Origin of the sequence: Leeuwenhoekiella sp. W20_SRS_FM14 (assembly GCF_052119605.1) — a bacterium.
Taxonomy (GTDB): domain Bacteria; phylum Bacteroidota; class Bacteroidia; order Flavobacteriales; family Flavobacteriaceae; genus Leeuwenhoekiella.
Map to the genome: position 1 here is coordinate 382,209 of NZ_JBGQOK010000002.1, position 25,535 is coordinate 407,743.

17 protein-coding genes are annotated in these 25,535 nt (G+C 37.3%); 7 read left to right on the forward strand and 10 right to left on the reverse strand.

Annotated features, from left to right (window positions below; genetic code table 11):
* Positions 1 to 50: 50 nt before the first annotated feature.
* The 8 genes from ACEN25_RS05215 to ACEN25_RS05250 form a co-directional block, all read right to left on the reverse strand.
* Positions 51 to 1,238, reverse strand: a complete 1,188-nt coding sequence (locus tag ACEN25_RS05215; protein ID WP_441801981.1) for a DUF4861 family protein — start codon at positions 1,236 to 1,238, stop codon at positions 51 to 53.
* 143 nt (positions 1,239 to 1,381) lie between these two features.
* Positions 1,382 to 1,714, reverse strand: a complete 333-nt coding sequence (locus ACEN25_RS05220) for an STAS domain-containing protein (protein WP_441801982.1) — start codon at positions 1,712 to 1,714, stop codon at positions 1,382 to 1,384.
* Positions 1,715 to 1,908: 194 nt separating this feature from the next.
* On the reverse strand, positions 1,909 to 2,490 hold the full coding sequence (locus ACEN25_RS05225; RefSeq protein ID WP_441801983.1) for a hypothetical protein: 582 nt from the start codon (positions 2,488 to 2,490) through the stop codon (positions 1,909 to 1,911).
* Positions 2,491 to 2,498: 8 nt separating this feature from the next.
* Entirely contained in the window at positions 2,499 to 3,080 is a 582-nt protein-coding gene (locus ACEN25_RS05230) for a hypothetical protein (RefSeq protein ID WP_441801984.1), read from the reverse strand.
* Between the two features lie 2 nt (positions 3,081 to 3,082).
* Positions 3,083 to 5,944 carry a hypothetical protein gene (locus ACEN25_RS05235; protein ID WP_441801985.1) on the reverse strand — a complete coding sequence of 954 codons (2,862 nt, stop codon included), beginning with the start codon at positions 5,942 to 5,944 and terminating at the stop codon, positions 3,083 to 3,085.
* 39 nt (positions 5,945 to 5,983) lie between these two features.
* Positions 5,984 to 6,775, reverse strand: a complete 792-nt coding sequence (locus tag ACEN25_RS05240; protein ID WP_441801986.1) for a WxL protein host-binding domain-containing protein — start codon at positions 6,773 to 6,775, stop codon at positions 5,984 to 5,986.
* 182 nt (positions 6,776 to 6,957) lie between these two features.
* On the reverse strand, positions 6,958 to 7,602 hold the full coding sequence (locus tag ACEN25_RS05245; protein ID WP_441801987.1) for a hypothetical protein: 645 nt from the start codon (positions 7,600 to 7,602) through the stop codon (positions 6,958 to 6,960).
* A 71-nt stretch (positions 7,603 to 7,673) separates the two neighbouring features.
* The gene (locus ACEN25_RS05250) at positions 7,674 to 7,997 is read right to left on the reverse strand and encodes an STAS domain-containing protein (protein WP_441801988.1); all 324 of its coding nucleotides are present in this window, start codon (positions 7,995 to 7,997) and stop codon (positions 7,674 to 7,676) included.
* A gap of 400 nt (positions 7,998 to 8,397) precedes the next feature.
* Here ACEN25_RS05250 and ACEN25_RS05255 point away from each other — a divergent pair, with 400 nt between their 5' ends.
* Positions 8,398 to 8,694, forward strand: coding sequence for an STAS domain-containing protein (locus ACEN25_RS05255; RefSeq protein ID WP_441801989.1), 297 nt, complete (start codon positions 8,398 to 8,400; stop codon positions 8,692 to 8,694).
* A gap of 39 nt (positions 8,695 to 8,733) precedes the next feature.
* On the opposite strand, the gene ACEN25_RS05260 is transcribed toward ACEN25_RS05255, so the two are convergent.
* Positions 8,734 to 9,642 carry an AraC family transcriptional regulator gene (locus ACEN25_RS05260; protein WP_441801990.1) on the reverse strand — a complete coding sequence of 303 codons (909 nt, stop codon included), beginning with the start codon at positions 9,640 to 9,642 and terminating at the stop codon, positions 8,734 to 8,736.
* A 302-nt stretch (positions 9,643 to 9,944) separates the two neighbouring features.
* Between ACEN25_RS05260 and ACEN25_RS05265 the strand changes: the two genes are divergently transcribed.
* The 6 genes from ACEN25_RS05265 to ACEN25_RS05290 all read left to right on the forward strand — a co-directional run bounded on the left by ACEN25_RS05265 (position 9,945) and on the right by ACEN25_RS05290 (position 22,760).
* Entirely contained in the window at positions 9,945 to 11,543 is a 1,599-nt protein-coding gene (locus ACEN25_RS05265; RefSeq protein ID WP_441801991.1) for a glycoside hydrolase, read from the forward strand.
* A gap of 5 nt (positions 11,544 to 11,548) precedes the next feature.
* On the forward strand, positions 11,549 to 12,949 hold the full coding sequence (locus tag ACEN25_RS05270; protein WP_441801992.1) for a sugar porter family MFS transporter: 1,401 nt from the start codon (positions 11,549 to 11,551) through the stop codon (positions 12,947 to 12,949).
* 32 nt (positions 12,950 to 12,981) lie between these two features.
* Positions 12,982 to 15,819, forward strand: coding sequence for a sugar-binding domain-containing protein (locus ACEN25_RS05275; RefSeq protein WP_441801993.1), 2,838 nt, complete (start codon positions 12,982 to 12,984; stop codon positions 15,817 to 15,819).
* A 10-nt stretch (positions 15,820 to 15,829) separates the two neighbouring features.
* Complete coding sequence (locus ACEN25_RS05280) at positions 15,830 to 19,126, forward strand: DUF5107 domain-containing protein (protein ID WP_441801994.1); 3,297 nt, start codon at positions 15,830 to 15,832, stop codon at positions 19,124 to 19,126.
* A gap of 27 nt (positions 19,127 to 19,153) precedes the next feature.
* Entirely contained in the window at positions 19,154 to 21,922 is a 2,769-nt protein-coding gene (locus tag ACEN25_RS05285) for a sugar-binding domain-containing protein (protein ID WP_441801995.1), read from the forward strand.
* A 112-nt stretch (positions 21,923 to 22,034) separates the two neighbouring features.
* Complete coding sequence (locus ACEN25_RS05290; protein WP_441801996.1) at positions 22,035 to 22,760, forward strand: DUF3891 family protein; 726 nt, start codon at positions 22,035 to 22,037, stop codon at positions 22,758 to 22,760.
* Between the two features lie 21 nt (positions 22,761 to 22,781).
* Here the strand turns inward: ACEN25_RS05290 and uvrA are convergent, their stop codons facing one another.
* Positions 22,782 to 25,322: an excinuclease ABC subunit UvrA gene (uvrA, locus tag ACEN25_RS05295; RefSeq protein WP_441801997.1), complete on the reverse strand. Its 2,541-nt coding sequence runs from the start codon at positions 25,320 to 25,322 to the stop codon at positions 22,782 to 22,784.
* Positions 25,323 to 25,535 lie beyond the last annotated feature (213 nt).

A 25,535-nucleotide genomic window follows, 5' to 3' on the forward strand; every position in this document is an offset into this window, starting at 1 on the left:
GCCTCAATTCTAATTTTGAAATGAGGCTTTTTTGTGGGTTTAGAATTGATTTACTTGGAAAAACTAACTTGTAATGGGTTTGATAATTTTTCTGAAGTCGTATTTAAAAAAGCTAACCATTCCTGCTCATTTGCAAACTGGCCACTTTTTTTCCAACCAAAACCTGCATAATAAACGACTTTATTATTCTCAACGTTTATATGCGCGTAAAGGTTGCTTTCATCTTGCTTTGGTGTAAGATACTTTTCTGTAGCTTGAAGTCCTTGCGGAATAATTAGTGCTGAACCTAAATCAGAATCATCAATGTGTTCCCAATAGGAAATCCATTTATTTTCTTCATTTACTGAAGTTTTCCCGGTGTTGGAGTGTAAGGTAAGGCCGGCAGAAACGGTATCTGCACCGGTAATTGTGATTTCAAACTTAGAAAAATTGCTTCCGTAGTCGAGAGATATTTTTTTCTGCTCGGTTATTTGGGTTCCATTAGCATCCCAATCTTCGTACTCGAGAATAAAACTGGTGCGTAAGGGTCCTGTCGCTAAAGTCTTCCACGTAGTGAAATTTTTAGAATAGTAATAAGTTGAATCTTTTTTTACAGCAATACCACCTATTCCTCGACTTGCACCTACGTGAAAATTATCTAAACCTTCGCCCGTATCTTCGTGATAGGTTCCGGCTCCCGAAGTCATTTTTTTATACCATTTATTAATAATAGGGTAATCAACTCGCTTAAGCCAGGCGTCTATTCCGCTTGACAGTGTACCACCGGGTACATTGTCTTCAACCATTTTTTGAGCCACGGGACCATAAGTTCTAAACGCCACTTTGTTATTTTCCCAGGCATAATCATCTGTACGCTCTGGTACAAAACGCGAATAAACAGCAGGGTCGTCTGGTTTTGCTTCAGATCTTTTTGAGATGCTTATAAGATTGTAAGTATTTGCGCTTTTAGCAGCTATTTTAGGCTGAAAAATAACCACATCTGCTACGCCATCACCATCTTCATCAACTAACTGACTCGTTAACGTATCTTTAGACTTTGTGTGTATAACGGCCACGGTCGTTGCTGTATCTTTAATATTAAACACAGTTACCCGGTTGAGATCTACAGATACTGTTTCAAAAGAACGTTCTGTATTTAAAGTATTTGTAACCGTTACGTGTAAAGCAGAATTTTTAATCCCACAACTCGATAAAGTTAGCAGTGTGGTGCCAAGAAAGACAATTTTAGAATAGTGCATGGAACTGGATTAGAGTTATCAAAATTTTGAAATCCGAAGTTAGCGCACTTTTCTTTTCTATTAAAGCATTTGACTAAGAGATTAAATAAGAAGAAGTTTTAGCTATACCTATTCAAATATATAAAAGCTATGTTTTTTCTTTTTTAGACAGCCTGATCCTTTTGTTTTCGGGATTTACAGCAGAAATTTTTTACAAATAACTCGTGAATTCCGGAGGCCTTTAGTGCACTTTGAAAAATGACAGAATTTAGACCTATTAAACATATTTCTTTATTTTTAGACTCTGCACTTTTCGCTATGAGATACAACATATAAATACCAGAGATGTCAATGAGATCTAATGTGCTAAGTCTAATATTTAATTGGTTATAGTCACATAGCGTATTCTCTATTTTATGTTGTATTTCAGAAACATTCTCGCTAGTAAGTTTTCCACTTAGAGTTATATCATTTTTAGTGGTTATAAAGTTAATCATGGTCTGTTATTTTTTGCCAAAGATTAATCTTAATTGAGTAGCAATTTGTGTTTTTAGATAGTTAGCGGTTAACTATAGTTTAATGGATGATAATAAACTTTTAATAAAATAGATTTACATTTTTTATCTTCTAATGCGCACTTAATACGTAGTATTCCGTAATAATAGAATACAATCTATTTTGATGATGTTATTTACAATAAACTTGCGACAACGGTATAATAAATATTAAAGTTAGAAACTCCTGCCTGTACAAGCGAACTTGCTTCTATTTTAAATTGAATGGGAATGTCTGTTCTACATCCTACAAATTCACAAACTTTAATTGCCTGAGAGGCATCATTAGGTATTGTAACATAATTACCTCCATTTGTAGCTGTCAAATCACGAGGTCCCAGGGGTTTAATGATTAAAATATCATATATGCTAAATGAAGGAAACCGAAATCCGCTGTTTGTATAAGTTTTCGCCTTTACCGTTAGATTTTGGGGTGCATTCTGAGTATGCATAAAAACACTGTATCTAAAAACATTATCGCTACAAAGCGTGGAAGACGAGAGAATTAAAATAGGATTAAGTACAAAACTTATTTGATTTGCATCTATTGCGCTTTCAAAACCTATGCTGTTATCATCTATACCTGCTTCTTGTACGGTATCCTGAAATGACTGTATAAAGCTAGGCATACCATTTACATCTAAGGTACCATTTAAAAGCTGGGCTTGTAAACTAAACAATGAGCATAAAGCTATTAAAAGTGATAAATACCGATTCATAAGCGTTATTATTTTATCTCAAAAACCATTTCAAAACCACTGGGTAATGAGAGCGCATTGGGATTGTTAATTTGATATCTAATTTGATATCCCGTGTTTTCGCCATCGCCCGTAAATCCATTTGCGAAGTCGTAAACCAGAACTTGCGCTGTCGTAGATAAACTTACTGGAGATAAATTAGGGTTAGCTGCAAACTGACCGTTTATAGATGCAGTGTTTATAACCTGAAGCGTAATGGTCATATTTGAAGGTATGGGCAAATTTGTACTCGCATATATTCTTGCATTTTGAAAATTAGCACCCCTGTATGTAAAATTTAACCAAAAGTCACCGGTACTTGGAGATCCTATGCCCGCAAATGGTTTACCGGCTTCTGAAACTACTACAGTATTTCCTGCTGGTATAGCGTTCTCAGGTTCTAAATCAACAATATGTATAGGTTGTAAATCTAATACCGCTGAGACAACCTCTTGACCACCACCTAAAATAAAGGCACTGATATTGTTTGCATTTATAGTTTCCTGCGCACCTAATGTCTGCTGAAAAACCAGAATGAAAAATGTCATATTAAGTAGTAATTGCTTGCTCATCGTTAATTACTTATTATAAAGTTAGTAGTGTTAAACTTTATTTTTTGTTCTTTAGCTGTTAGATAAATTTGAATGTCTTCTTGCTTGCCGGAGCTGGCCGTTATTTTATAATCACTCATTTTCTCATAATCGTTCTCTTCTTTAAAGCGTATGAGAGTAAGTGTATACGTGGCGGGTACAATATTTTTAAAGGTAAAACTGCCGCTTGCATCTGTTTCAATAAAATAGTTATAATCAGCTCCAGATAATTTTACATATCCCTTATAACCAATAGTATCTTTCTTAGATATCAAATTAATTTTACCGGTTACCACAGCCGCTTTCACCAATTCTATAGATAAATCTGCTGTGTTATCTGAGGTGACATTTACTTCAAAAGGCGCTTTTCTGGTACTTACAATATTTTCAGGAAGACTGCTGTCATCTATAAAAACATAATTTTTTCCCAGAGGTAAATTGTTTAGGCGAAATTCTCCTTGTTCATCTGAAGCTATACGCTGTCCTGTAGTTATTATTTTAATATTTTCTACCGAAATAGTGTCATCTTCAGAAAAAATAAATCCGTCAACACCACCTTGTTCCATTGTACGTTTTAATGGTGCGCCAAAGGAGTAGGTGTATTTTCCGAAGGCCAAAAGTTCACGGTTATTAATAGCTCCCGCATTCTCAAAATAATTAGCTCTAATTTCAAATAAATGATTTTTAGAGACGCGAACGGCAAGGTTTGCATTAATAAAGTCCCTCCTTAAATAACTGTCATCTGGACTAAAACCACTATTATAAGAACCGTTAAAGTTTATTACTTTATTAAGGTTATAATTTACACCCAGATTGTACCGTGTATAACTCGTACTAAGTCCAGAATTACCATATCTATTATTATAATTGTGATTTAATCCTACTCGCAGGGATAAGCCAGAAAATAACAGATACGAGGCATTGGCATTATGAGCATACGAATCTCTATACCCATCAAAATTACTGAGTAGATTACGCGTTTTTGATACACGACCATTAAAATTGAAATTAAAACGCCCCCCTGAAAAGAGATATCTGTAGGTGATTCCTTTTTCTTTATAGAAGTATGATTTAGGCTCTAACTGGTCTTCACGTTGTCTTTGATCTGCACGCACATCTACAGAATGTTTTTGATTAAAGCGGTAACCTAAAAGTATAAAGGTATTTTCAAAGTAGGGTTCTGCTGCATAAAACAAGGGGTCAAGTCGTTGATTAACGCGAGAAACGGTATTGCCAGCAGAAACATTCCATTTATTAAATTTATAAAATAGGTTATTTGAATACTGAAGACTGTTCCTAATCGAACCAAAATAATTTTCACCTGTAATTGTAAGCGTGCCGCTGTAGGTGAGGTTTTTATAGGTTTGTATCAAATTTAAATACCCGGCATAATCGGTATATAAATTTGTAAAACTTCCTGAAAATTCAGATTCAATAAACGTATTTTCGCTTTTATAATCTAATGATAAGGTAGCAATCTGGCCTTTTTCATTTTCATTTGCTTCTATTTTATTACTGGCGCCTCTTATAGTACCTTTAGATGAGGTTAGCGATAAACCCATTTGAAGTTTTGAATTAAATGCATATTTAACCTGCGTTCCATAAAGCGGACTATCATTAAATGTGAATAAACGTGGGTTAGAATAAAAGGCAGTAAACGTCCAGTTTTTTACTCTTTGATCTACTCTAAAACCTAGCCCGAAACGGTTATCAAAGCCTAAACGATTTATGAAATAGGCGTGATCACCCAGATAAATTGTCGTTTGATCATCGTAATTATAAATTAGACTGTATTGATCTGTAACACCAAAACGTTTTAAGGTTTGTTGTTGTGGAGCTCTCAAAATAAAATTAAGATGGTGTTTTTTGTTTAGGTCTAAAAAGCCGTCACCAGATAGCTCACCAGAAATTGTAGAAAAATGAGTGTTAGGTGATGTATAGCTGTTATAATTAAAACTAGCCCGTATAGGAAACCTAAAAAAAGCATCTTTTTGCTCAATTTTACTTGGGAAAACAGTTGTATTTGAAAAGCTCTTTAAGGTTTCTTTTTTAGAATTAGTTACCTGTAAATAAGAGCCTAAAGTCATAACATAGTAATGCTTAGCATCTGTGTTTCTGGTAACTTCTACAGTTTGTGTGACAGATGGTTCTAGTATTAACATAGTCTCAACTTCAATTTTTGCATTTGAAGATAATGCTACCTGCTGAGCCATATTGCCAATATTACGTACGCCAAATTTAGAAACTATACGTTCACCTGCCTTAACGTTTTGTGGACCTGAAATCAGGAAAACTTCCAGGTCATAATTTTCTGCTATTTGAATTGAAAAATCTTTACTTAGTGACCGGTTACCTGTCACCTCTGTTAATTTCAATTGAATTGTTACAGTACCTGGAGGGGTATTTCTAGGTATAAAGAAACTAACAAGCACCAGTTTAGCGTTACGGCTGTCTAGCTTTTCTATTTTGCTGGATGAAATTAATTTCCAGTCTTTAGGCAGAATAGGTTCCAGATTAAAATTATTGATTTCGCCTTCGGCTAACTGTAATTCTAAAGCCAAAGTATGTTTTTGCCCGGGTACGTAAGCTTCCTTAGGGTTCTTAACGGTTATGTTTAAGGTTAAAGGTTTATTAGTTTTAGGCGGGTTTATTTTTTTGCTTTTTAAACTATCAGAGGCTATGTGTGCTTTTGTAGTCCACTCTGCTATGTTGCTATTAAAACGATTGTGATAGGAGTTTGAAGAAAGATCTGCAACGTCAAAATTATTAGAACTCGTATATACACCGGTAGCACCTAACAGGCACACCGGGACTATATAAATGAGTTTTAATAATTGAGTAAACATAATTTTATGAATTAGAAGTGCATTCGTTTTTATAAAATACTAGTTGATGTTGAGACTTATATTAGTGCCTATGTATTCCTTTCGTGAATCTGCTGTGAGAATGCATTGATAGGTTCCTTTCTTTAGGGTAGATATGTCGAGGTTATAATCTATACACATGCCAGGAAACACCATTAAACGCTTGGTTTTAGATTTTAAAATATTCTCCCCTTCTTCATCATAAACCTCTAGATTTAATTGTACACCTTCTACATATTTTGACTTGTTGAGCAGGTTTATTTTTAGAGAATTTTCATTTAGCTCATTTTTGTTGATATGCACATCTGTAAAATCAAGTTCGACATTTGAAGCTTGATTTACGTGAGTTATTAGGCCTACGGCATATCTTATTTTGGTACTTAAATCTATTTGGCGTGTGAGATGTTCTTTCTTTACGGGTTTTGCTATTTCGATCATTAAAACAGACCAGAACGTGCCGTTTATTGATTTGTCTTCAGGTATTTTAATTTGATATTTGTAAACAAATTTTTCTTTAGGTCCTATAAATTTATCCATTAGGTTTCCTTCAAACCACGACTTAGAAGATTGTTCGTGAGTAATAGAATCGCTAAAGATTCTGTCATTTCCACAAGAGTAAATGGCGTCATTTAATTTAAACACAATTTGCTGCTCCTGGTCTGTAGTGTTCATTAGAACGAGTTCGCCCTGAATATACTCACCTGAGTTTCCAGAGAAGGTATGTGTAAGACCATTTAATACAATTACACCGGCTTGACTTTTAAATAAAACCAGTAAAAAAAGGGCGGTAGAATAGAATGTTGTTTTCATCATAAATAGTTATTTACTATAAATTTAAAGTTGAAAAAAACGCTTTATCGTTATTTTCGGTAGATGTATAATTGCCTTAGACCAGTGGAATATTTGATACTGTGATAAGAATTTATATTCTTATGAATAGGGTAAAAAAAAAGCCCTTCACCTTCGTAAAGAGCTTTTTTATAAGCACTTATATTTTATAAGTCTGTTAGTGTGTATACAATAGTAGATTGATAACTACCTGCCTTAAAACTTGCAAAATTTCCATTCTGTTCTACAGTGTAGGTTAATTTTACACCTTGATTATCATCACCGGTATAAACACTTTCAATACTATCTACCAGTAACGCATCTGTACCTACTGGTACCGTTTTTCCCAGGGCAACACCTGTAGCAACCACAGTTCCTGCAGAGTCTACTGTACCACCATCTGTTACAATTACAGGAGCATCAGGAGTGATTCTTAGATCTAGATTACCGGGAAACGTGCTGCCAGTTTCAAACCTTACGTTTATTTTCCGCGTTAAATCATAACCATTTGCATTAGAAGCTCCTGCCACAACACTAGTGTAGTTGAGGTACAGGTTTGTGTAACTCAATGCTTGAAAGTCGTATAAACCGGCTTCGGCATTTATACCAGATACTGTAGCATCAGACATATCAAATAAAATGGCTGCAGCTTCTGTATTTGTGTTAGCATCAAAGATGTCTAACAAAGCAACTTCGGGAACATCAACATTGAGAATATGCGAAGCGATATTCGTATCATTGTTGTCTTGAGCGTTTACAAACTGAAAACCGGCTACAGCGGCACATACGAGGTAATTTTTTAAATTTTTCATGATAAAAGGATTTAAGGTTAACGTTTAGATATTATAATTTTGATATTCTGTTTTAATATAATTTTTACGATTTAGGTATTCTTCCTTAATGTCGGCTTGCAAAAGCGCTCAACAAATAAATCACTTACTCCTGTTCCTTTTAATGTTTTTTTGAAAGCTTCATTTTCCAGACCTATCAGGTTTAGTATTTTTTCATTTTCATTAGCTAATTTTTTAATGAGATACAGCATAAATACACCTGAACTGTCTATAATTTCTATACCATTTATATTGATTGTGACATCTTTAAAGCGCATTAAAGCATATTCAATTTTCAATTGGATTTCAGATACGTTTTTACAGGATAATTCTCCTGTAATTTTTATCTCGTGTTTAGAACTATCTAAGAAAAACATATAAGTGGGTTTTTGTTTCTCAAAGATTCTCATTCAAATTAGATATGTGTAAGAAATTTCGATAACTACCCTTTGTGTATAGACGAGCAGCCTTTTTATATGTTTAAATTGAAATGTTATTTAATTAATGTTTGAATATTAGTGTTTTACGTAGTGAAAATGTTAAGATATTAAACAGCCTAAAATTGTTTTTTTTGTAAAGAAGAGCAGATGTTCGTATTTCTTTATCGCTAATTAATTTATTTTGACGATAGAAATGCGTAGTTGAAAGATACTTCTAAGGATTTTATCAAAAAAAAAGCGAAAAAGACTTTACTAAAAATATTTTTACCAGGAAGTGTTTGATGAGTATTGATTTGCAATAGCTTATAGTTCACGATATTAATTCAAAGTCGAAGCCATGACGTTAAAAGTAGAAATAGATAGTTCCATAATTAAACTGAATGGTGTATTCGCTGTAGAATCGATTCAATTAATAGACGAAATTTTAAAAGCCTATTTAAAGACGAATACGCGTTTAATTATAGATTTATCAAGCCTTAGTAAAATAGATGTAGAATGTGTGTTTTTCCTCGAAAAATTTATTAAAAAGCAGGATAAAAAAAATAAATCTATTACGATACGTCGTGTTAACAACAATAGAATTCTTAAGGCATTTAAAGTCTTAAAGTTAGAAACACTTTTTGAGGATTGCTAAATCTATGTATTGCGTTTTTGTATTACATTGCTACCCAAATTAACCCTTAGTCCTTTCTGTTTTATACTCTTTTCTGTAGGTAGATGGCGGCATACCCATAAGTTTCTTGAAGGCTTTTGAATAGTAATAGGCATCCTCATAACCTATTTTAGCGCAAATTTCCTTTATACTTAAATCTGTGAAATACAAATATTGACATGATTTCTGAATCTTTAGTTTATTAAAATATTGAATAGGGGAGTTGCCCGTTTTTAATTTAAAAAGTTCAGAAAAACGGGAAACCGATAGATTTTGCTGGGTCGCAATTTCTTCCACTTTAAAGGTTTTATTTAAATTATTGTTTAAATATTCAATAGACTTTGAGATTGCATCTGTTTTTTCTGCAGTTGATATATCAACTTTACTGTAAATCATATTAACCAATAAATTGTATAGGCTTAAGTTAGCAAGTTCCAGGTCCTGCATCTCATAACCAGACTCTAAAATGCCCATAATTTTTATAAATTCTTTTCGCCTGGTTTCACTGCGCGCAATAGCACGTACCCTTTCAACAGGAATAGAAATGTAACGGTCGTATAAAAGATCTGCTTTGCTTCCTACAAAATGAGACCAGTAAATCGTCCATGGATTTTGAGTCGAACTTTGGTAATGATGGCTCACATGTGGCGGAATGATTATATAGGTATTGGGTTTGAGATCATATTTGTTTTCACCTAATGTGATTTGTCCATTTCCTTCAGTACAATAAAGAAGTATGTATTCTTTACTCCCTAATCTACGTTTTCGATCATGATAAATCGCCTGAGGATAATGACCCAGTGCTGTTGTGTAAAAGTCTTGTATGAGAGGGTTTTGTGTTATTTCATATTGCACATTAGGAGGTAGGGTAATCATACGCTGTCCCACAAAGCCATCTTTTATCTTTTTGTATTTCGGTATATAATCCATATTAATATACTTTAGTAATCACATTCTAAAATGAAATACTCTTTATTTACATTTAGGAATTTAACATTATTCCTGTTAAAATGAGGTTTGTTTAAGTTCTAATTTAAAATCACAATAGAATTTTAGTTGACGCAGTAAACTTATACAATCGGAATATTTTACAGGTTTTCCGTTTTTTAGTCTATTTGGTAGCACAGCGAAAACGATATATTTGTAGGTGATATAAAGTTAGCAAGTAGCTGAAAATTACTAATTAGATTGTAAATAAGTATCTTAAGCTAACTAATTCTAAGTTTTAAAAAATGCTCAAAAGACAACTGCATTTCGGGTTAATTACGAAGAATATTCTTGGGGTATTCCTCTGTTTTTTTGGGCTCAATTTACAGGGTCAGGAACTAAAAGTTGTAATAGATGATTCGGTTATTTATCAGGAAATTGATGGTTTTGGCGCTTCAGATGCGTGGCGTTGTCAGTTTATAGGAGCAAATTGGCCTGCGGCGAAAAAAGAACAAATGGCAGATTGGCTTTTCAGTAAAGAAGTTGATACGAGTGGTAATCCTAAAGGCATTGCACTTTCGATATGGCGATTTAATATAGGTGCGGGTACGGCAGAGCAAGGTCGTGATTCTCAAATACGCAATGAGTGGCGCCGTGCAGAATCTTTTATAGATACCTCCGGAATTTACGACTGGAATAAGCAGGCAGGCCAACAGTGGTTTTTACGCCAGGCGAAAGATGCCGGGGTTGAGCAATTTTTGGCTTTTTTAAACGCACCTCCCGTAATCTGGTCACTCAACGGAAAAGGATATGCTGCTACTAAAGATGGTGAACTCAATTTAAAACCCCGGCATTTTGAGGATTATACCGATTTTATGATTGCTTTTTTAAAGCACTTTAAAACTGAAGGAATTGAGTTTGATTATATAAGTCCGGTAAATGAACCCCAATGGGATTGGGAAAAGCCTAATCAGGAAGGAACACCGGCAACCAACTCCAATATTGCAACTTTGGTTAAGTCTTTAAATACAAAACTTCTTGAAAATAAGCTCAAAACCACAATAACCATAACCGAAGCAGGCGAATTAGAATTTCTATACGAAGCTAATGGCAAGCCCAATCGAGGGAATCAGATTGAAGCATTTTACACGGCTGACTCTGTTAACTACCTAGGTGATTTAGAAAATTTAAGCGCTTCCGTTAGTGGACATAGTTATTTTACGACCTGGCCTGTTTCTAAATTAATAGAAACCAGACAAAAACTAAACAAATCCCTTACTCAAAATAATGTAGATTACTGGCAAAGTGAATTTTGTATTCTTGAAAATACAGAGGATATAGGTAGCGGTAATACCCGTGATTTAGGTATGGCAACTGCACTTTATGTAGCACGCGTTATTCACGCAGATCTCACTTTATCGAATGCCAAATCCTGGCAATGGTGGACGGCAATTACAGGAGTAGATTATAAAGATGGATTGATTTATATAGACACCGGCAATTCTGAAAATAGATATGATCGAACCTCATTAAAAACAGACGGTGATTTTCACGATTCTAAACTGCTGTGGGCATTAGGAAATTACTCCAGATTTATTCGTCCCGGTTTTCAGCGGATTTCAGCATCATATTCAACCCAAAAAAGCCTTGAAGAACAATATAGCGACCTGATGGTTTCAGCCTATAAAAACCCGGAAACAGGAGCTCTTGTTCTGGTTTTAATCAATTATGCAGACCAGGAACAGCACATAGCATTAGATGCATCAAAAGTGGTTTTTAAACACGCTTATGAAACTTCAGAAACGCAAAATTTGCAGCATCGTAAGTTGACAGGAAACCAACTTAAACTTGCTCCACGCAGTATAACAACTCTAACCAGCGAAAGCTTACACCCCGGTAATTAAAACTTATGGAACACACTAAATTTAATTTTAAGTATTTGCTTTTTCTCGCGCTTGTATCGGCGATGGGAGGTTTTCTTTTTGGTTATGACTGGGTTGTTATAGGTGGTGCCAAACCTTTTTATGAGCTCTATTTTAGTATAAATGAAATGCCTTCGCTACAAGGCTGGGCAATGAGTAGCGCTCTGGTGGGATGTATTTTTGGAGCGGTAATTTCGGGGCTTGCTGCAGATCGTTATGGTCGAAAAATCCCACTAATTTTTGCGGCTGCTCTATTTACACTTTCTGCATTTGGTACCGGCTATGTAGACACATTTACTCCTTTTATAATTTACAGATTAATAGGAGGTCTAGGTATAGGTCTGGCTTCTACGTTATCGCCTATGTATATCGCAGAGATTGCACCTGCTAAATATCGTGGGCAGTTTGTAGCTATTAATCAGTTGACCATCGTAATAGGTATTCTTGCAGCTCAAATCGCTAATTATCTAATTGCAGATGCGATACCAGATGATCAGACCGCATCTCAAATGTTAACTTCCTGGAATGGACAAACCGGTTGGCGCTATATGTTTTGGGCAGAATTAATCCCTGCAGGATTATTCTTTATCCTTATGTTTTTAGTACCTAAGAGTCCGCGATTCTTAGCCAAAATCAACGAAGATCAAACTGCGCTTGGCGTGCTAGAAAAAATTGGTGGGACAGCATACGCCCGCAAAGAACTTGATACGATGAAGCTTACGCTTGCCGAAGGAAGCCAACGTAAAATTCAGTTTTCAGAATTGCGCAGTTCTAAAGTATTACCCGTATTAATCATTGGGATTGTACTGGCAATTTTTCAACAGTGGTGCGGTATAAACATCATCTTCAACTATGCAGAAGAAATATTTACCGCCGCAGGATATAGTGTTGGCGATATGCTGTTCAATATCATCATTACGGGTAGTGTAAACCTCATTTTTACTTTTGTCGCCATGCGTACTGTTGACAGTTGGGGACGTAGAAAATTAATGCTTTTTGGCTCTGTTGGTCTGGCACTGGTCTATGCATTATTAGGCGGAGCGTATTATTTTGATTTTAAAGGGTGGCCGGTTTTAATTTTAGTGATTGTTGCCATCGCAATTTACTCGATGTCACTGGCACCTATTACCTGGGTGGTTCTATCAGAAATATTCCCCAATCGCTTACGAGGCGTAGCGATGTCTATTGCTACTTTTTCATTATGGGTAGCCTCATTTATCCTCACATTTACCTTCCCTATTTTAAATGATTTGTTAGGTTCTTATGGCACGTTTTGGGTTTACAGCGGGATCTGTGTTCTTGGTTTTCTGTTTATTAAAAAGAAACTGCCCGAAACTAAAGGGAAAAGTCTTGAAGAAATTGAGTTTGAACTTACAAAGAATACATAATTCACAATATTAATCTCTTTAAATCTCAATATATGAAGCACGTCTTCAGCATTTTTATTTGCGTGGCAGTGGCACTTATTTCGTGTAAATCAAATCAAACTGAATCCCTGGACCTTTCGGGTAGCTGGAATTTTAAAATTGATTCACTCAATCAAGGCGAAGCCGAAAAATGGTACACCGTAAAACTTGAAGAAACGGTAGAACTGCCCGGTTCGATGACAACTAATGGCAAGGGAAATAAAATTAGTGTTGATACAAAATGGACGGGTCAAATTGTAGATAGCGCCTGGTATACCATAGATAAATATGCTAAATACCGTAAACCGGGGAATGTGAAAATTCCTTTCTGGCTACAGCCAGATACGCATTATGTAGGCGCAGCATGGTACCAAAAAGAAGTTACGATTCCCGAAGATTTTAAAGGCAAAAATGCACAACTCTATCTGGAGCGACCACACTGGGAAACTACAGTTTGGGTAGATTCAGATCGTATAGGAATGCAAAACAGTCTTGGGACGCCGCATAGCTACAATCTGGGCGAACTAACTCCTGGGAAGCATTTGATTTCTATACGTATCGATAATGCAATTAAGGACATAAATCCTGGTATAAATGCCCACAGTATGACCGATCATACGCAGACCAACTGGAATGGGATTATAGGTGAAATAAAGCTGGAAGCAAAGCCTTTAATTTCTCTACAGCAGGTTAATTTATATCCTGATGCGGCAACAAAAACAGTAGCGCTTCGCGGAAAATTAAATGGTTCAATTGAGACAGAAGAACAGGTTGTTTTAAAAATAGCTATCAACGGTACGGGAGCAAATACACAAAAGTTTAAGGAAGTATCTGAACACATAACACTCGATTCCGCAGGGTATTTTAACCTGAATTATACCGTAGATGAGGTGTTGCTTTGGGATGAATTTACGCCCAACTTGTATGAGATGAATCTTACGCTTCAGTCAGAAAGCGGTACAGATACTAAAACAATTAGTTTTGGATTTAGAGATTTTAAAGCAAATGGGCAGCAGTTAGTAATTAATGATCGTCCGGTTTTTTTACGCGGAACTTTAGAATGCGCCGTATTTCCTATTACAGGTTATCCTTCAACAGACGTAGCAGAATGGAAACGTATTATGAGCGTTGTAAAAGACCACGGATTGAATCACGTACGTTTTCACTCTTGGTGTCCGCCTGAGGCTGCTTTTATCGCCGCAGACGAGCTGGGCGTTTACATACAAGCAGAAGCATCAACCTGGCCTAACGGAAATTCGTCTATAGGAGACGGCTTTCCGGTAGATAAATGGTTATACCAGGAAACTCAGGATATTTTAGATGCCTATGGTAATCATCCATCCTTTGTATTAATGACCTCAGGTAATGAGCCTTTGCGTAGAAATCACAAACCCTATTTACGCAAATACGTGGATCATTTTAGAACTATAGATAACCGCAGATTGTATACCGGTGCTGCAGATCGCCCTTATCTTGATAATCTGGATTATTACAGCAATATGGATGCGCGGGTACAGCGCTGGGGCGAGGGACTCAATAGTGTGATAAACGGTAAAGCACCACAAACGCTTTTTGACTTTAGAAGTATAACAGATACAATCCCAATGCCCTATGTAAGCCACGAGATTGGGCAATGGTGCGTGTATCCTAATTTTAAAGAAATGTCAAAATACACGGGAGTTTTAAAACCGAAAAATTTTGAGATTTTTAAAGAAACCTTAGAAGAGCATCACTTAGGTCATCTGGCAGATAGTCTGGTTTTAGCATCGGGAAAATTACAAACCCTTTGCTATAAAGCAGACGTTGAAGCCGCATTGCGAACTAAAGATTTTGGTGGTTTTCAACTTTTGGGATTATCCGATTTTCCGGGACAGGGCACCGCATTGGTAGGTGTTCTTGACGCGTTCTGGGAAGAAAAAGGATATGTGAGTCCGGCAGAATTTAGATCTTTTAGTGGGGAGACTGTACCATTAGCACGTTTAGAAAAACGCACCTTTCTAAACAGTGATACGCTAAATGCTTCGGTAGAGCTGGCACATTATGGTCCAGAACCTTTACTAAATGTCACTCCATCCTGGGTTATAAATGATACTAACGGAAACACCGTAGAAAAAGGAACGTTCCCAACTCAGGATTTACAAATAGGTAATGGGATTGCATTAGGCGAAATTTCGCTTCAGCTCAATAATATAAAAACAGCGCAGCAATTAAAGTTAAGTGTCTCTGTTGAGGAGTTTACAAACAGCTGGGACATTTGGGTATATCCCGCACAGAAAGAAGTATTAAATAGTAAAGTCCGGGTAGTGGAAAAGCTTGATGCAACAACACTGGCATTTTTAGAACAAGGTGGCAGCGTTTTATTAAACGGGACAAAAGGGGCTCTTGCAACAGATAAAGGCGGTGATATCGGTATCGGTTTTTCGAGCATCTTCTGGAACACTGCCTGGACGCGTGGTGAAAAGCCAACTACCTTAGGAATTTTATGTGACCCTAATCATCCTGCGCTGGCAGATTTTCCTACGGAATACCATTCTAACTGGCAATGGTGGGATGCTATGACGCACAGCAATGCGATAATTCTTGATGAATTTGGTTCAGAATTAAGACCTATAGTACGTGTTATAGACGACTGGTTTGAAAACCGAAGTCTGGGATTGTTGTTTGAAACGCGAGTAGGTAATGGAAAACTTCTGGTTTCAGGAATTGATTTACATACAGATCTTAAAAATCGTATTGAAGCTCAACAACTACTTTTTAGTTTAAAAAAATATATGAGTGGCGATGCCTTTAATCCTACTCAAGAATTAGATATCAATAAAATTAAGGCACTTTACACGTCTAATAAATATTAAGAATACGAGAATGAGTACAGTTAAAGCTTGGAGAGAAACCGTTGTAATCCCTACGTATGAAGTAGGAACACCAGAAAAATATCCCGTATTTTTAGAAAAACGCGTGTATCAGGCCAGTACGGGTTCTGTGTATCCGCACCCGGTAATTGAGCAGATAAGTGACGAGAAAGTAGACAAAGAATGGGATGTTATTTTTATAGAAAATGACTATATACAGCTCATGATCCTCCCAGCTTTAGGAGGAAGAATACAGCGTGCTTATGACAAAATACGTCAGCGTGATTTTGTGTATTATAATCATGTTATAAAACCTGCACTAGTAGGATTAACCGGTCCGTGGATTTCTGGTGGTATAGAATTTAACTGGCCACAACACCACAGACCCAGTACATATGATCCTACAGATTCTTATATTGAAGAAAACAAAGATGGAAGCATAACCGTATGGGTTAGTGAACTCGAGCGTATGTTCCGCACTAAGGGTATGGCAGGTTTTACACTGCATCCAGATAAAGCCTATCTAGAAATAAAAGCACAGTTATATAACCGTACACCACACCCGCAAACGTTTTTATGGTGGGCAAATCCTGCAGTAGCTGTTAATGATGAGTATCAGTCTGTTTTTCCTCCAGATGTAAATGCGGTTTTTGATCACGGTAAGCGTGATGTGTCTGAATTTCCTATCGCAAAAGGAGAATATTATAAAGTAGATTATGCGCCAGGCACCGATATTTCTAGATACAAGAATATTCCTGTACCTACATCTTATATGGCAATTACTTCAAAATACGATTTTGTAGGCGGCTATGAGAATGATAGTAAAGGCGGATTATTACACGTAGCAGATCATAATGTGTCGCCGGGTAAAAAACAATGGACGTGGGGTAATGGTGATTTTGGTCACGCCTGGGATCGTAACTTAACCGATGAAGACGGACCATATATTGAGCTTATGTGTGGTGTTTACACAGACAATCAGCCAGATTTCTCGTGGATGCATCCTTACGAAGAGAAAAGTTTTAAGCAGTATTTTATGCCGTATTACAACGTAGGTGTGGTAAAAAATGCCACTAAAGAAGCCTTACTTAATTTGGAAATGGAAAACGGAAAGGCAAGATTAAAACTCTATGTCACGGGTATCTATGAGAATGCAAAAGTTAGCCTAACCGCTGCAGATCACGTTTTTCTTGAAGAAACGTTTGATCTGGATCCTACAACCGGTTTTGATTCCTTAATAGATACGGCTACTGCAGACTATAAAGACTTAAAGGCAACGCTTACTGATGCTAACGGTAAAGTCTTGGTGAGTTGGTCGCCTGATGATGATAGCGTAGAAGAAATTCCTGAAGCGGCAAAAGCAGCAAAAGAACCTCAGGAGATAGATACAGTAGAGCAATTATTTTTAAATGGGTTGCATCTTGAGCAATACCGACACGCCACCTTTGATGCGACGGCCTATTATCTTGAAGCTTTAAAGCGCGCTCCCGGTGATGTACGTTGTAATAACGCCATGGGATTGTGGAAGATGAAGCGCGGTCAGTTTGAAGAGGCGCTTGTATATTTTAATACTGCTATAGAAACACTTACAACCAGGAATCCTAATCCCTATGACGGCGAACCTTATTTTAATAAGGGTATTGTTCTCAACTATTTAGGTAGAAAAGATGAGGCGTATGCGGCCTTCTTTAAATCCTGTTGGAATGCTGCCTGGCAAGCTGCGGGCTATTTTAATCTCGCGCAAATAGATTGCGAACGTACAGATTTTGATAAGGCACGCGAGTTAGTAGATAAGGCTTTAATAAGCAACTGGCACAATCACAAGGCAAGACATTTAAAGGCGATTATCTTAAGAAAAACAGGAAACAAAGATGAGGCACTTCAGCTTATTGAAGATTCACTAAAGATAGACCGTTTTAATTTTGGAGTACGTTATGAGCGCTTTCTGCTAACCGGTGATCAAGAAGAATTAGTAACTTTTAAAGAATTACTACGAGGCTACCAGCATAATTATATTGAGTTTGCTCTTGATTATGCACAGGCAGGACAGTATGATGAGGCAATTGCATTGCTAAAAGAGATAGCTCAGGGAGAGCAAGTGTATCCGTTAGTGGGGTATTTTATAGGGTATTTCTATCAGCAACAAGAAGATAATACTAAGGCTTCAGAATGGTTTAAAAAGGCTCAGGAATTTTCACAGGACTATTGTTTTCCAAACCGTTTAGAAGAGGTAATTGCATTGCAGGCAGCCTTTGCCTTTGACCCTACAGATGCTAAAGCTTCATATTATTTGGGTAATTTTTGGTATGCTTCTCGTCAATACAAAGAGGCGCAAAATTGCTGGGAAGCGTCAATACAACTTGATGAGCGCAATGCTATTTGTCATCGTAACCTTTCCTTATTGTATTACAATAAAACCGATCAAAAAGATTTAGCACGTAAGCACTTAGAACAGGCATTTAAATTAGATCCTACAGACGCACGTTTGTTGATGGAGCTGGATCAGTTGTACAAAAAGATAAATGTTTCCGTAGAAGCACGTTTAGAACTTTTAGAACAAAACTTGAGTTTAACCCAGTCTCGAGATGATTTGTATTTAGAGCGCATTGCTTTATATAATTTTAAAGGCGACCACGAGAAAGCTTTAGAAATGCTAGAATCACGACAGTTTCACCCGTGGGAAGGTGGTGAGGGGAAAGTTCCTTTTCAGCACATAAATACTCACGTAGAATTAGCAAAAAAACTTTTAAACAATGGTAGGGCAGAGGAAGCGATAACCCATCTGGAAGCCGCTCAGGAATACCCTCACAATTTAGGGGAAGGTAAACTCTTTGGCTCACAGGAAAATGACATCTTTTATTGGTTAGGTTGTGCCTATGAGCAATTAGGCAAAACACAGTCTGCAAAAGAAGCGTGGCAAAAAGCGTCTGAAGGACTGAGTGACCCAAGCCCGGCGATATTTTACAACGACCAGCAACCAGATAAAATATTTTATCAGGGTCTAGCCCTGCTAAAATTAGGGGAGCAGGCCGAAGCTCAAAAGCGTTTTGAAAACCTTAAAAATTATGGAGAAGCGCATAAAGAAGACGCAGTGAAACTCGATTATTTTGCGATCTCGTTACCCGATTTATTGATCTGGGAAGAAGATTTGCAAGTTCGTAACCGCATGCATTGCGAGTATTTAATAGGTCTGGGAGCCTTAGGTCTTAATGATTTGGCAGCTGCCGAAAAAGCTCTTAGTAAGGTTTTACAAGAAGATTTGTATCACCTTCCGGCGCATTTACATCGTAAGATGGCTTTGCAATCTTAAGTAGTCTAACTTATAAAATTCCATTTTATGTTTAAATTTTTTACGGGTATTGTACTAATCATTGCGCTAAACGCTTGTAATACTGCAATTAAATCAGACATAACTGCTGGTGATACGTATCGCATGGATCTTGCTGGTAACTGGCAGGTAAAATTAGATTCGCTCAATGCGGGGGAAGCATCGCAATGGTTTGCAAAGACTCTGAAGGGTCAGGCTATAACATTACCGGGTACATTAGATGATGCCGGTATAGGAACCGCAGATACGCTTACTCCGGCTCTTAACAATTATGTGTTGTCTAATCTGGCACGTAAGCATCAATATATTGGTAAAGCCTGGTATCAGCGAGAAATCACAATTCCTGAAAACTGGAGTGGCAAAGAAATTAATTTAAAACTCGAACGCGTATTGTGGAAATCAACTGTATTTATAGATAATAAAAAGGTTGCCAGTTGTGAAAGTTTAATAGGTAGTCACGATTATGAGTTGGGTGCTTATTTAACTCCGGGGACACATAGCCTTACGGTGCTAATAGACAACTCAGATTTTCACCCAAATATTAATGTAACGGGTGATCGCTATCCTATTGAAGTTAATCAGGAAATGGCACATGCCTACACAAATCACACGCAGATAAAATGGAATGGTATTTTAGGAGAAATAGCCTTAACCGCTTCAGATAAAGCAACGATTGCTAATCTTCAGGTGTATTCAGATACTAAAAATGAACAGCTCGATTTTGTTTTTGAGACGACACAAAATAATCCTTCAGACTTCAGTTTAGAAATTCAAAAAGCTGATGGAAGTGTACTTTTTTCGCAGCCTATAACAGCGCCAAAGCAAGATGGAAATCTTATTAAAATAACCATTCAAAAACCAGAAAATGTAGAGCATTGGGATGAGTTTAACCCTGTGACATATAAGGCGGTTTTAAAAACTGAAAAAGAACAGATTGCTCAGGAATTTGGGTACAGAACTGTAACTACAGCAGATGCGCAATTGCACTTAAATAACCACAGAATATTTTTAAGAGGAAACTTAGAGTGTGTTATTTTTCCACTTACCGGGTATCCGCCTATGCAAGAAGCTGAGTGGGCAAGCCTTTATAAGCAAGCCAGAGATTACGGCTTAAACCATATACGGTTTCACAGTTGGTGTCCGCCCGAAGCGGCCTTTGCAGCAGCAGATAAAGCCGGAATGTATTTACAGGTAGAATTGCCCCACTGGAGTTTAAAGGTAGGCGAAGATACTGCTACAACTACATTTTTACAGCAAGAAGCAGATAAGATTTTAAAAGACTATGGGCACCACCCTTCTTTTTTATTCTTCTCGATGGGTAATGAGTTAGAGGGTGATTTTAACGTGTTAAATGATTTGGTAGCAGATTTAAAAAAGAAAGATTCTAGACATCTGTATGCTACAACTAGTTATTCGTTTCAGAAACCTGCAGGGTTACGTCCCGAGCCTGAAGATCAGTTTTTTATAACGCAGTACACCGAAAAAGGCTGGGTACGCGGACAAGGTATTTTTAATAGCAAAGCACCACATTTTGATCAGGATTATACGGCTACAAGTTCGCATCTCAAAATACCTATGATCTCTCATGAAATCGGTCAATACTCGGTATATCCAGATTTAAGCGAAATCCCCAAATATACAGGAGTTCTTGCACCACATAATTTTGTTGCCGTTAAAAATGATTTAGAGCAAAAGGGGCTAATAGCTCTTGCTTCAGATTTTACTCGGGCATCGGGTAAACTTGCTGCGATGCTTTATAAAGAAGAAATAGAGCGTGCATTAAAAACCCCCGGTTTTGATGGATTTCAGTTATTGCAATTGCAAGATTTTCCCGGCCAGGGAACTGCCTTGGTAGGGTTGTTAAATGCATTTTGGGAATCTAAAGGAATTATTTCGGGTGAAGAATTTAAAACATTTAATATTGAGCTCGTACCCTTAGCTCGATTTGAAAAAGCGGTTTATGAACAGGGAGAAACTGTTAAGATCGAATTAGAAATCGCCAATTTTTATAAAGAACTCAAAAATCAAAAATTACTTGCTACGCTAAAAGACAGTAAGGGAACTTTAAAACAAGAAACTCGTGTCGAAATTTTAAACCTTGCGCTAGGAAATAATGTTGATTTAGGGATATTAGAAACTTCAGTTCAAATTGATAAAGCTGATGTTTGGTCACTAGAATTAAAACTTGAGGGTACTAATTATGTAAATAATTGGTCTATTTGGGTATATCCTAAAGAGCGTGTGACTCCTGCACAAACTATTGTAACTACGCAATCATTTGAAGAAGCAACTACAGCTTTAAAATTGGGTAAAACGGTATTTTTTAATCCGAAGCTTGAAGAATTAAAGGGAATTGAAGGGCGTTTTGTACCGGTGTTTTGGAGTCCGGTGCATTTTCCTGATCAGCCGGGAACTATGGGATTGCTGATAGATACTAAAAATAAAGCTTTAGCAGATTTTCCTACTTCTACTTATAGTCAGTGGCAGTGGTGGGATTTATGTATTCAGTCAAAATCTGTAAAACTTGACGGACTTCAAATGAAACCTATCGTAAGAGTGATTGATAATTTTGTTACCAATCACGATCTGGCAAATCTGTTTGAAGCGAAGGTAGGCGACGGAAAATTGGTGTTTTCGGCTATAGATCTTTCCACCGATTTAAAAAACAGACCTGTTGCCCGTCAATTACGCAACAGTATTTTAAACTATATGGCTTCGGAAGAATTTCAGCCAACAAATAAGTTAGCACCTATGGTTCTTACTGCATTTAAAAAGTAGAACAGAATTGCCAGCAGATCTTTTTTAAGAAAATTTCCGTAAGTAATTTTATGCATTTAAAGTTATATTAAAGTAGAACAATGTATAGTTAAGTCCTGTTATATTTACGGATATGATCGTAAGTGCAGACATAAACGGAACCCGTATAATTACGCAAACACACCACGCGCATATAGCTTGTTATATAGGACATCAATTAAAAAATAAATATAAGAACGCTTATTTTGCCGATGTTATAGCGGCTATCGCTTTTCATGAAACCCGGGAAACCGATTTTAATTATACGCGTCAACTTAATGATCTGGGGCAACCGGTATCTTTTGATAAACCTGATGTTACCGAGGCGCAGCTTGGTAAAAAGGCTGAAGAAATTTTGAATGGTTTAAAAAGCAGATCATTGCTGGTGGCTGCCTTAGTATGTAGTCATCTAAAATTTCTATCTCCGCAGGTTTTTGAAGCAGGATTGGTATCCACAATCAATTGTGATCTTGATAAGCAAGCGATGAAAGCCTATAACTTAAAAACAGATACTTATAATTTTTTATATGGAATCGTACGTTTTTGCGATCGGCTTAGTTTAATGATTTGTCAGGACGAACTTCCCGATGCAAATCGTTCTTACGAAATTAATGATGCGCTGGGAGATACTATTCACAACCTGTGCGATAAGGAGGGTGAGTTGATAATTAATCCGTGGCCCTTTCAAGAGGATGAGGTTATCATTAATTATGAATATCACATTTTAAAACAGCGTAGTTTTAAAAATAGCGAAACCTTCTACAAAGCATTTAAAGAAAGTGAAATAGGATTTTCTAAAATAGTTTTTAAAAAATCCTAATTTCTCAAGCTATTGGCTTAATTAAGTTGTTCCGTTTAATTTTCGGTTTAAATAAACTGCAGTTTTGCTTTCTTTATGCTGTGCGACTTTTTCTGGTGTTCCTGCTGCAACTACAGTACCTCCTTCGTCACCGGCTCCTGGGCCTATGTCTATTACCCAATCACTTGCAGCAATAATTTGCATATCGTGTTCTACTACAATAACCGTATTGCCGGCATCAACTAATTTTGTTAGCTGTACTTGCAACTTTTCAACATCTGAGGGATGCAATCCTGTAGTAGGCTCGTCGAGAATATACAGGGTGTTTCCACGGTTTGTGCGTTGTAATTCTTTAGCGAGTTTAATACGTTGCGCTTCACCACCCGAAAGTTCGGTAGCGGGCTGTCCCAGACGTAAATATCCCAAACCTACTTCCTGAAGAACGCTAAGCGTGCGGTTGACGCGATCGTCTTCCTTAAAAAAAGACAGCGCCTCGTTAACCGTCATATTTAACACCTGTGCAATATTTTTAGTGTTATATGTAACTTCTAAGGTCTCGTTATTATACCGCGTACCGTTGCAAACAGGACAGGGCGCATAAACACTGGGCAGAAATAATAATTCTACCATGACAAAACCTTCGCCTTCACAATTTGCACAACGCCCTTTTCCCACATTAAAAGAAAAACGGCCCGCACTGTATTTGCGGGATTTAGCTAATGGTGTTGTCGCAAATAATTTACGTACAGCATCAAAAAAACCGGTATATGTTGCCAAATTTGAGCGTGGAGTACGACCAATAGGTTTTTGATTAACCACAACCATCCGCTTCAGATTTTCAGCACCTTCAGTGATGGTACCGCCTAAGGTAGTAACGACATCCTGTTGAAGCTCATCTTCTAACTCTTCTTCTGCGGGAATACTGTTTCCGAAGTAGGTTGTCATTAATTCTACCAAAACCTGACTTACTAAGCTACTTTTACCCGATCCTGAAATTCCGGTAACGCTGGTTAGTACTCCTAAGGGAAAAGAAACTTCTAAATTTTTGAGATTGTTTCGGGTTACTCCACTTAAGCTTAGCCAACCGGAAGATTCACGGGCTACAGGTTTTTTGAACGGTAATTCATCAAAAAGATGCCTTCCGGTTTTTGAACGCTTAATTTCTTTTAAGCCTTGTGGCGGACCGCTGTATAAAATTTCACCACCGCCTTCACCTGCTTCAGGGCCTACATCTACAATCCAATCTGCGTGACGTATTAAATCTAACTCGTGTTCTACTACAAATAGTGAATTTCCGCTTGCTTTTAGTCGGTCTAAGGTCTTTAATAAGGCTTCGGTATCTGCAGGGTGCAAGCCAGCAGATGGCTCATCTAAAACATACACCACACCAAATAAATTACTACGCACCTGAGTTGCCAGTCGTAACCGCTGGTGCTCACCGGGTGATAGGGTAGGTGTGTTGCGTTCTAATGACAAATAGCCCAGTCCCAGTTCTAATAATACAGCTACCCTGGCGATTAAATCTTCAGCAATGCGCTGTGCAACTAACACTTTTTCTTTATGGTCTTTGCCTAATTTTTTTAGAGCAGGAGCAGAGCCATTACTATAGGGTTTAAAAATAGCCTGTAATTTTTTTAAGGGCAATTTTGAAATATCGGCGATATCATAACCTTCAAAAGTTACAGAAAGCGACTCACGCTTTAAACGTTTACCGTGACAGGCAGGGCATATGCTGCTCACCATATAATTAGCCACCCGCTTTTTCATCAATGCACTTTGTGAATTAGCAAACGTCTGTAGAATGTGTTTTTTTGCTCCTATAAAAGTTCCTTTATAGCTGGGTTGAAGACCATCTTTTAGAGCTTGTTTTACTTCTTCCCGGTTAAAATTTCGATACACGGGAACCTGAGGTTGCTCGTCTGTAAAGAGAATCCAATCCCGATCTTTCTGCGGAAGATCTTTCCAGGGGGTATCTACATCGTAACCCAGAGTAACCAGAATGTCACGCAGATTTTTACCCTGCCAGGCTTTAGGCCAGGCATCAATGGCGCGTTCTCTAATGGTTAAGGTATCATCTGGCACCATACTTTTTTCGGTCACTTCGTAAACTTTACCCAGACCGTGACACTCGGGGCAGGCACCTTCGGGCGTATTTGTAGAAAAGGAGTCTGCATATAAAATAGATTGACCTTTAGGATAATCTCCAGCTCGGGAATACAGCATACGCAACAAATTAGATAAGGTAGTCACAGACCCCACAGACGAACGGGTAGAGCCCGAGCTGCGTTGTTGTTGTAAGGCAACCGCCGGTGGCAGTCCTTCTATCGCATCAACTTCCGGAATGGGCATTTGATGAAATAACCTACGGGCATAGGGAGAAACAGATTCGAGGTACCTGCGCTGCGCTTCGGCATATAACGTACCAAAAGCAAGTGAAGATTTACCCGAACCTGATATTCCGGTAAACACCACCAGTGCATCTCGGGGCACCTCGAGCGATACGTTTTTAAGATTGTGCTGGCGTGCGCCCTGTATGGTTACAAAACCTTCTTTTAGCGACTTTTTATCAAACTTTTCTTTCATATACTTAGCTAGAATAGCAAACTTACCAAGAAGCCTATTGAGAGCTTTAGATTTGAGAGAACTTTAAGGTTTGAGCTGGTTAAAACTATCCCAAAATCAAATTGTGAATTTTAAAGTATTATAGGTACTAATTACTGATACCGCAATTGGTAGTTAATTTATTTAAAAGTATATTATTAAAAATAATAACACTAAGATATTGCTTCAATGTTG